Source organism: Hymenobacter agri (genome assembly GCF_054778495.1).
On the sequence record NZ_BAAGZM010000193.1, the window covers coordinates 1 to 6957 of the forward strand.

General features: G+C 64.1%; 7 protein-coding genes. 5 read left to right on the forward strand and 2 right to left on the reverse strand.

Going from position 1 to position 6957, the window contains the following annotated elements; all coding sequences use genetic code 11:
• Together ACYVDE_RS11190 and ACYVDE_RS11195 are read right to left on the reverse strand one after the other, a co-directional pair.
• The coding region (locus tag ACYVDE_RS11190) for a non-canonical purine NTP pyrophosphatase (RefSeq protein WP_460501615.1) at window positions 1-331 on the reverse strand (331 nt) is incomplete at its 3' end.
• Between the two features lie 88 nt (window positions 332-419).
• Entirely contained in the window at window positions 420-833 is a 414-nt protein-coding gene (locus tag ACYVDE_RS11195) for a hypothetical protein (RefSeq protein ID WP_460501617.1), read from the reverse strand.
• A 230-nt stretch (window positions 834-1063) separates the two neighbouring features.
• Here ACYVDE_RS11195 and ACYVDE_RS11200 point away from each other — a divergent pair, with 230 nt between their 5' ends.
• The 5 genes from ACYVDE_RS11200 to hemC all read left to right on the forward strand — a co-directional run.
• The gene (locus ACYVDE_RS11200) at window positions 1064-1330 is read left to right on the forward strand and encodes a type B 50S ribosomal protein L31 (RefSeq protein WP_196285774.1); all 267 of its coding nucleotides are present in this window, start codon (window positions 1064-1066) and stop codon (window positions 1328-1330) included.
• A 151-nt stretch (window positions 1331-1481) separates the two neighbouring features.
• Window positions 1482-2690 carry a GlmU family protein gene (locus tag ACYVDE_RS11205; protein ID WP_460501619.1) on the forward strand — a complete coding sequence of 403 codons (1209 nt, stop codon included), beginning with the start codon at window positions 1482-1484 and terminating at the stop codon, window positions 2688-2690.
• Window positions 2691-2710: 20 nt separating this feature from the next.
• The gene (locus ACYVDE_RS11210) at window positions 2711-4774 is read left to right on the forward strand and encodes an NHL repeat-containing protein (protein ID WP_460501620.1); all 2064 of its coding nucleotides are present in this window, start codon (window positions 2711-2713) and stop codon (window positions 4772-4774) included.
• 85 nt (window positions 4775-4859) lie between these two features.
• A complete protein-coding gene (locus tag ACYVDE_RS11215) occupies window positions 4860-5990 on the forward strand; it encodes a DNA polymerase III subunit (protein WP_460501621.1) in 1131 nt (376 codons plus the stop codon).
• A 94-nt stretch (window positions 5991-6084) separates the two neighbouring features.
• On the forward strand, window positions 6085-6957 hold an 873-nt coding region (gene hemC / locus ACYVDE_RS11220), incomplete at its 3' end, for a hydroxymethylbilane synthase (protein ID WP_460501623.1).

Consider the following 6957-nt stretch of genomic DNA (forward strand, 5'->3'; position numbering starts at 1 on the left):
GGTCGGCGTGGCCGGCCAGCTCACGCAGCAGCTTGGCGGTGTTGTCTTCGGCCCGGCGCTGCGGGCCGGCGTAGCGGGCCGAATACACGCCGGGTTCGCCGTTCAGGGCATTCACTTCGAGGCCGGTGTCGTCGGCGAAGCAGTTCACGCCATAGTGCTCCAGCACGTATTCGGCCTTTTGGCGGGCGTTGCCCTCTAGGGTGTCCTGGGTTTCGGGCAGCTCCTCGTGGCAGCCGATGTCAGCCAGGCTCAGCAGCTCGAAGCCGGGCGGCAGCAGCGGGCGAATTTCATCGAGCTTGTGGGCGTTGTTGGAGGCGAAGCAGAGGCGCATGGATTGTATGTGGTGTAGTAAGTAAAAACGGAACGTCATACTGCGGCTACGCGCAGCATGATGTTCCGTTAATCTATTAGCCCGCCATTTACCGAAACATCGACTTGATGGTGCCCCACGAGCGCTGCACGGCGCTGGGCGTGCCGGCCAGCACGGTGAGGTAGCTCTGGTCGCCGGTGGAGCTGCGCACGGTGAGGCGGTAGGTGTAGGGGCCGCCCAGCGTGCCCGTGGTGCTGGTGCCGCGGTACACGTTGGCATCGAGGTAGGAGTAGCGGCGCTGGCCGGTGGCGGCCGTGGTGCTCACCGCGGTATAGCTGGCGTCGGACGCCGACTTGCGGGCCAACTCGAAGCCGGTCACGTCCACTTCGTTGCTCACTTCCCAATCCACCTTCACCACCGTGCCCGAGTAGGCCGCCGTGAAAAGCGTGAGCGTGGCCGCGTAGGCCGCTGCCACGCTGCCCAGCACGAGCAGCAACGCTAGGAGCCCCGCGCGGGGGCGCATACGGTGAGCGGGTATAAGTTTCAGCACACGCAACAGACCGGCCCCGTGGGTGGGCCGGATTCAAATGTACAACCTTTTCGCAGGGGCGCCAAGCCCCGCGCGGGGCGATATGGACGTGCCGCGCGCCGAAAAGTTTAGCGCGGGCGTTGGGATTTTCGGAGCTAAGCTGTACTTTTGCAGTCCCTTCCGCAAAATCGGCAGGGTTTAACCGGTAAAACCGACCTCTCGATATGAAAAAGGACACCCACCCCGAGTACCAGGAAGTCGTATTCCAGGACTCCTCTTCGGACTTTAAGTTCATCACCCGCTCGACGATGAAGCCGACCGACACCATCGTGATGGAAGACGGCAAAACCTACCCGCTGGTGAAAATCGAAGTGAGCTCCGCTTCGCACCCCTTCTACACGGGCAAAAACATGTTCATCGACACGGCCGGCCGCGTGGAGAAATTCCGCAGCCGCTACGCCAAGAAAGAGCAGACCAGCACCAACAAGTAATGGCTGCTTAGGAGCTGCTAGCTTTTTGAAAACTCCTTCCGGCCGCGCCGGAAGGAGTTTTTTTATGACCCGGGGCGCCGGCCGCCGCCGTAAATTTGTCTTTCTTAACAAAAGCTAACGGCTAGCCGCTATTAGCTAACAGCTTAAACAAATGCGCGTTCTCCTCTTCGACGACCCGGCCATCCGGCCGCACCTGCTGCCCTTCACCTTCACGCGGCCTGTGGCGGCGCTGCGCTGCGGCATTCTCACGCTGGCCGAGAAGTGGCAGCGCCGGCTGGGCGTGGAAGCCGTGGGCTACCTCACGCAGTCGTACTTGCAGGCCAAGTTTCTGGCCGGCGATGTGAGCGGCCCGGCCCTCATCATCAACGGCGCCGTGTGCCCCGACGACCTGCTAACCCGCCAGGTGCAGGCCCTGCAGCCCGGACAGGCCCTGTACTGCGACGACCTGCTGGTGGCGGCCCACGTGGCCGATGCCTCGCTGGTAGCCGAGCTTATTCAGGACGGCCTGCCCGAAGCCCGGCAGGTGGCCGAGCCCGTGACGGTGATTGACCGGCCCTGGCAGCTGTTTCTGCGCAACGGCGTCGAAATCCGCCGCGACTTCGCGCTTATTACCCAGGGCCGCACCTCGCAGCCCATCACCGACCCGCACACCATCGTGTACGGGGCCGAGAACATCTTTCTAGAAGAAGGCGTGAAAATCCGGGCCGCCATTCTCAACGCCGAGGACGGCCCCATCTACCTGGGCAGGAACTCGCAGGTGCACGAGGGTGCCATCGTCAAGGGCGCGCTGGCGCTGTGCGAGGGCTCGCACATCAACGCCGGCGCCAACATGCGCGGCGACAACACCGTGGGCCCGTTCTCGAAAGTGGGCGGCGAAGTAGGCAACAGTATCCTGCTGGGCTACTCCAACAAGGGCCACGAAGGCTACCTCGGCAACTCGGTGCTGGGCGAATGGTGCAACCTGGGCGCCGATACCAACACCTCCAACCTCAAAAACAACTACGCCCCCGTGAAGCTCTGGAGCCACGCCGCCAAGCGCTTCGTGGATACCGGCCAGACCTTCTGCGGCCTGATGATGGGCGACCACAGCAAGTGCGGCATCAACACCATGTTCAACACCGGCACGGTGGTGGGCGTAGGGGCCAACATCTTCGGGGCCGGCTACCCGCGCAACTTCATCCCGAGCTTCAGCTGGGGCGGCGCGGCCGGCTTCGAAACCTTTCAGCTGCCCAAGGTGAACGAGGTGGCTGAGCGCGTGATGGCCCGCCGCAGCCTGCCCTACGATGCGGTGGAGCGGGATATTCTGAAAGCGGTATTCGAGGCGACGGCCGAGGACCGAATTTGGGAGAAAGCCAAATAAATAACGTGGAAGCCTATCGGATGCCCGGCAAATTACAGTGGCTGCCCCTGTGGCTGGTTTTGCTGAGCCTGGTATATCCGGGCGCGGCGGGTGCGCAGCCCGGGGCCGGGCGGCCCGCCGGCGGCGTGTTGCGGACGCTGGCCGGGGTGGCGCCCAACAATAGCCCCGGTACCGTGGACGGTCCCGGTTTGCAGGCTCGTTTCAATTGGCCGCAGGGCATGGCGCTGGGTGCCAACGGGGTACTCTACGTGGCCGATACTGAAAACGGGACGATTCGCAAAATCAGCCCGAAGGGGGAAGTGAGCACCCTGGCTGGCAAGGCGCCGGCCCAGGGCTACGCCGATGGGGTGGGCGAACAAGTTCGTTTCAATAAGCCAGTGGGCGTGGCCGTAGACAAAGCCGGCACGGTGTACGTGGCGGACCAGCGCAATCATGCCGTGCGTAAAATCACGGCCGATGGTACGGTGAGCACCCTGGCCGGCACCCCTGCCCGCACCTATCGCAGCGGCAACAGGGAGCTGCTGCCCTTGGAAAAACCAACGGCGCTGGCCTTCGGGCCCGGCGGCGACCTGTACGTGGCCGACGAGGCCGCGGGCTGCATCTACCGCATCAACCCGGCGACGGGAGCCCTCAGCACTTGGGTGAGCCGCGAGCAGTACTTGGCGGTGGCCAGTCAGGCCCCTCGGTTTCGCGGGTATACCTTGGTGAGCTTGGTATTTGATAAAGCCGGCACCGGATACGTCGGCGATGAGCAGGGCGTCATTCGCAAGATATCGCCCAGCGGAACGGTGAGCGACTGGGTCGGAACGGCGGGACAGGGAGGTTTTGCCGACGGCAGTGGCCCGGACGCGCAGCTGGGCAAGCCGGCGGGCCTGGCAATAGCCCCGGACGGCACGCTGTACGTGGCCGATGAGCGCTACGCGGTGGTCCGTCGCATCACCCCCGCCGGGCAGGTAACGACCGTGGCTGGTAGTGGCGACCAGGTGGGCTACGTTGATGCTCGGGGAACCGCCGCGCGGTTTACGTTGCCCATCGGCATTGCCGTGGGGGCTGACGGCACGCTGTTCGTGGTAGATGAGCTGAATTACTGCGTTCGCTGCATTTCGCCCAAAGGGCAGGTGAGTACCCTGGCCGGCGCTCCGGCCAATACCGGTGACGACGACGGGCCGGGGGCCGTGGCCCGGTTTCGCAATCCCGAAGCAGTGGCGGCCGATGCCGCCGGCAACGTGTACGTGGCCGATGGCGGCAACATGGCGGTGCGCAAGATTGCGCCCGATGGCCAGGTCAGTACGTTATACGGCGGCATGGAGCGCCCCAGCGCGCCGGCCCGAAGCGTGTACTTGCACCATCCGGCCGGCGTGGCGGTAGCCCCCTCGGGCATTGTGTATGTAACCGAAACGGGCAGCAACGTAGTGTATCAAATCACGCCCCAGGGTGCTATAAGTCTGCTAGCGGGCCGCCGGGGAAGCGAAGGCGGAGCCGCTGATGGCCCCCCAACCGAAGCGCGATTCAGACATCCTACCCATCTCGCTCTGGGCCCCGACGGGGCGCTGTACGTGGTAGACCAATACAACGCCCTGATACGGAAGGTCACGCCGCAGGGAGTGGTAACTACCCCCGTCGGCAAGCTGCCGGTGGGGTATATGGGCGAGCGTGACCCCTTGCTGGGCAACCCGACGGGCCTGGCCGTTGACGCGGCGGGTACCATGTACGTGAGCGACGGCTCGGCGCACGTTATTCGCCGCATCACTTCGGGGGGCGCGGTGAGCATCTGGGCTGGTAAAGCCGGAGAGGCTGGCAAAGCCAATGGTTCGGTGCAGGCCGCCCGTTTCAACAATCCGGCCGGGTTGGGCATCGACCGGCAGGGCAACCTGTACGTGGCCGACCTGGGCAACAACACGGTGCGCCGCATCACGCCGGCGGGCGTTGTGACCACCTTGGTGGGCGAGCCCGGCCCGGCCGGCAGCACCGACGGCCCTGCGCCCACCGGCCGCCTAAACGGGCCCATGAGCGTAGCCATCGGGCCCGACGGCGCCGTGTATATAGCCGACCGGGGCAATTCTACCATTCGGAAGTTTAAGTAGAATCCCGAGCCCAGCTGCTAACCCCGCCTCGCGTTCAGAGTATCTTTGCCAACTGCCCACTGCTAACCTTTTTCGCTCGCCTGCCGTGCAGTTCCACGACATTCCCAATCAAGCCGCCGTCAAGCAGGTGCTGCGCCAGTCGGTGGCGCGGCAGCACGTGGCGCACGCCCAGCTTTTCCGGGGGCAGGAGGGGGGCGCGGCGCTGGCCCTGGCCTTGGCCTACGCGCAGTTTCTGAACTGCGAGGAGCGCGCGCCTGACGCCGAAGACAGCTGCGGGCACTGCCCGGCCTGCACCAAAATGGCCAAGCTGGCCCACCCCGATTTGAACTTCATCATGCCCGTAACCACCACCAAAACGGTGAGCAAGGACGCGGTGAGCAGCAAGTTCATGGCCGAGTGGCGCGCCTTCGTGCTCGACAATCCCTACCAAGGCCTCAACGACTGGATGCAGCACATCGGGGCTGAGAACAAGCAGGGCAACATCTCGAAGGACGAGGCCGTGCAGATTCTGAAGCTGGTGAGCCTCAAAGCGTTTGAGGCGCGCTTCAAAATCGTCATCATCTGGCTACCCGAGCTCATGCACCCGGCCGCCGCCAACGCCGTGCTCAAGCTGCTGGAGGAGCCGCCGCCCGCCACCATTTTCCTGCTGGTGAGCCACGCGCCCGAGCAGCTGCTGCCCACCATCATCAGCCGGGTGCAGCCGGTGGTGGTGCGCCCGTTTTCGGAAGACGACATCACCGAGTTCCTGCACGCCGCCTACCACGTGCCCGAAGCCAAAGCCCGCCAGGTGGCCCAGCTGGCCGAGGGCAGCCTGGGCGCGGCCATCGCCAGCCGCGACGCCAACGCCGACCACGACTACTTCGAGTTCTTCGCCAAGTGGATGCGGCAGTGCTACAGCCAGAAAGCGGCCGATATTATCAAGCAAAGTGAAGAATTCCAGAAGCTGGGCCGCGAAAACCAAAAGGAGCTGCTGAGCTATTCGCTGGGCCTGCTGCGCAAAGTGCTGCTGTTCGGCATCGACCCGAAGTTTGTGCCCCACCTGGCCAGCGGCGAGCAGCAGTTCGTGGCCGGCTTCGCCAAATTCGTAACCCCGCGCAACGCCGATTTGCTCACCAAAGAACTCACCGACGCCCACTACCACATTGAGCGCAACGCCAACGCCAAAATGGTGTTCGTGGACAGCTCGCTGCGTATGGGCGGCTTCCTTAAGGTTTGAGTGCGGAATGTTGAGGGTTGAATTTGCCACCAAGGCCGATTCAAATTTCCTTCTGAATCACTCAAAACTCAACCCTCAAAACTCAACACTCCGAATGACCATCCGCCTCGCTACCCGCGCCAGCCGCCTCGCTCTCTGGCAAACCGAACACGTGGCCGCCCTGCTGCAAGCCGCCGGTTTTGATACCGAAATCGTGCCCATGCAAACCACCGGCGATGCCGTGCAGGACCGCAGCTTGGCTAAAATTGGCGCCAAGGGCGTATTCACGCAGGAGTTGGAAGAAAGCCTTTTGCGCGGCGACACGCACTTGGCTGTGCACTCGGCCAAAGACGTGCAAAGCAGCATTCCGCGCGAGCTGGAGCTGCTGGCCTTTCTGGAGCGCGAGCAGGTGAACGACGTGGTGCTGAGCTTCGACGAGCAGTTCTCGCTCGACAAGCCGGGTATCGTGCTGGGTACCAGTAGCACCCGCCGCAAGGCTCAGCTGCGCCGCTTCTATCCCCACGCCGAAACCGCCGAGGCCCGTGGCAACCTCCAAACCCGCCTGCGCAAGCTCGAAGAAGGCCAGTTTGATGCGCTGGTGCTGGCCTTTGCCGGCGTGCACCGCATGGGCTATGAGCACCTGGTGCGCCACACGTTGCCCACGGCGCAGTTTGTGCCCGCCACCGGCCAGGGCAGCATCGCCATCGAGTGCGCTGCCAGCCTCGAAGCCGGCCTCAAAGCCCGCCTCAAATCCGCCCTCGACCACCCCGCCACGCACACCTGCCTGGCTGCCGAGCGCGCTTTTCTGCACACCATGGAAGGCGGGTGTAGCATCCCGTCCTTCGCCTTGGCTACGCTGGACGGCGGCCACCTGCGCCTGCACGCCGGCCTCATCAGCCTGAGCGGCGAAGAATACGTGGAGGAAACGCAAACCGCCGATGCCGCCGATGCCGTGGCGCTGGGCGTGCGCGTGGCCGAGACGGTACTC

Excerpts from the sequence above, each read along its gene's own strand:
- ACYVDE_RS11210 (WP_460501620.1), top strand. The coding sequence starts at position 2,711 with ATGCCCGGCAAATTACAGTGGCTGCCCCTGTGGCTGGTTTTGCTGAGC.
- ACYVDE_RS11205 (WP_460501619.1), top strand. The coding sequence starts at position 1,482 with ATGCGCGTTCTCCTCTTCGACGACCCGGCCATCCGGCCGCACCTGCTG.
- ACYVDE_RS11195 (WP_460501617.1), bottom strand. The coding sequence starts at position 833 with ATGCGCCCCCGCGCGGGGCTCCTAGCGTTGCTGCTCGTGCTGGGCAGC.
- ACYVDE_RS11200 (WP_196285774.1), top strand. The coding sequence starts at position 1,064 with ATGAAAAAGGACACCCACCCCGAGTACCAGGAAGTCGTATTCCAGGAC.